3 protein-coding genes are annotated in these 1,969 nt (G+C 25.7%); all 3 read left to right on the forward strand.

The window, feature by feature from the left end; all coding sequences use genetic code 11:
- Positions 1-271, forward strand: a 271-nt coding sequence (locus tag HMPREF9129_RS11805; RefSeq protein WP_004823346.1) for a hypothetical protein, incomplete at its 5' end; no start/stop codon positions are given.
- A 230-nt stretch (positions 272-501) separates the two neighbouring features.
- A complete protein-coding gene (locus tag HMPREF9129_RS10020) occupies positions 502-1,224 on the forward strand; it encodes a hypothetical protein (protein WP_169311352.1) in 723 nt (240 codons plus the stop codon).
- 104 nt (positions 1,225-1,328) lie between these two features.
- Positions 1,329-1,802, forward strand: a complete 474-nt coding sequence (locus tag HMPREF9129_RS10025; protein WP_004823351.1) for a YbaK/EbsC family protein — start codon at positions 1,329-1,331, stop codon at positions 1,800-1,802.
- Positions 1,803-1,969: the final 167 nt, after the last annotated feature.

Genomic DNA, 1,969 nt, shown 5'->3' on the forward strand with positions numbered 1-1,969 from the left:
TAGACCAGCTTTTATTATTATGACTGTTGGACTTATATTAGTAATATTTTTAATCAATACAAGCACATTAAATACTTATAATGAATTAAGAAATAAAGATGAAAGAGATTTCAACTTCTTATTGAGATACAGTACTAAAAACAACGAATATCCAAAGATTTTTGATGATATTATAAATGAATTTCCTACTAAAAAAACTATGGTAACTTTAGTTAAAAATTACTATGTTAATACGAATAAGTTGGACTATAGCAATGAGTTTAAAAAATAGGTTATGCAAAAGGATTTGATGGATTATTTTATTATTCAGAAGATAATTTAGTCGATGGTACTTTAATCGGAATAGATAATGAAAGATTTTCAAAAATTAGTGAAAATGCATCAGATGTTGTATTGGTAAACTTGGTACAAGAAAATCCAAAAACTTTTTATGCAGACGCAAAATTTATTCCTTATATTGATAATAATGTTGATAGCCTTTATTTAAGGCCATTAAGCAATATGGCTGAACAAGAAATAGAGATAAATAAAAAACTAAATACATTTGTTGAAGATAGTGAAAATATTAATTTGTATCAAGTGTGTTTAGTAACTTCAATCGAAAATTTTCAAAAAATTATAAAGAAATCAGAACAAGCTTTTGTAGAAAAGGGCATAGAATTTCCTAGAATATACTATGAATTAAATATGAAATTTAGTGATAAAAATATAGAAGAGTATTCTAAGAGAATAGAAGATATTATGGAAAATACTGTATTAAACGATGAGAAGTACATTGTAAATAATAAAATACAGCAGATGAAATTAAATAAACTTAATGAGCAGAGTGTATATTTTATAGGAGTATTATCTATTGTTTCGGTTGTATTTTTAAATATAGCAAATTCATATGCCTCAACAAATTTATCATTTTTCAACAGAGAAAAGGAAATAGGGGTTTTATTAAGTAATGGGATGTATGTTGTTGATTTAGAAAAAAACTTGCTGAAAGATATGAAAAAAAATATTATAAAGTCAGTATTTATTGCTACGCTAATAGCTAATGCTTTATTTGGATCATTATTAACAACCATTCCATATATAAGTATCAAAAAATATATTTCTATTTTTCCTTTTATGATAATTTTTCTAATAGTTATAATTATTATTTCATTCAGTTATATAATATATTACTTTGCGATGAAGAAAATAACTAATAAGAGCATTGTTGAATTAATAAGATAATATTTTTAGAAATTAATAGCAAATAAAATTAGAAATTATATATTAAATTCAAATTTAAAATGATAAACTTAAAGTAGAAAATATTTTATGTTAGTAGGGGAATTATGTCTGTAGAAAGTGTAAGAGAAGTATTTAAGAAAGATGGTTTAGAAGATTTAGTTTTACATAGTGATGTAATATCTGACACTGTAGAAAATGCTGCGAGTTTACTTGGCTGTGAACCAAAGCAAATTGCAAAGACAATGTCTTTTGTAATTGGAGATGAAACTGTATTAATAGTTACAAGTGGAGATGCAAAGATAGATAATCCAAAATACAAGGCTAAGTTCAACTCAAAAGCTAAGATGGCTTCTTTCGAAGAGGTTGAAAGATTGACAGGGCACTTGCCTGGTGGAATATGTCCTTTTGGGTTAAAAGACAATGTGAAGGTGTACTTGGACGAATCTTTAAAAAGATTTGACATAGTTTACACCGGTGGGGGAGATGCCCATAATACAGTGAAGGTAAATATAGATCAATTGGAAAAGTATTCTAATTATGTTAAATGGGTTGATGTTTGTAAGAATTGGAAAGAGTAATTGAATTTTTAAATATTGGTGAAGAGGAGCTACTGTTTTATTAGATCAGTAGCTTTTATAATGTTCACATATTTTGATTTTTTCTAATAAGTATATTTTAATCCGGCCTGTAATCCATATGTAATAACATTGTTTAAAAAAGATGAATCATTAATTATATTAGTTTC

Source organism: Peptoniphilus indolicus ATCC 29427 (assembly GCF_000227315.1).
GTDB lineage: Bacteria > Bacillota > Clostridia > Tissierellales > Peptoniphilaceae > Peptoniphilus > Peptoniphilus indolicus.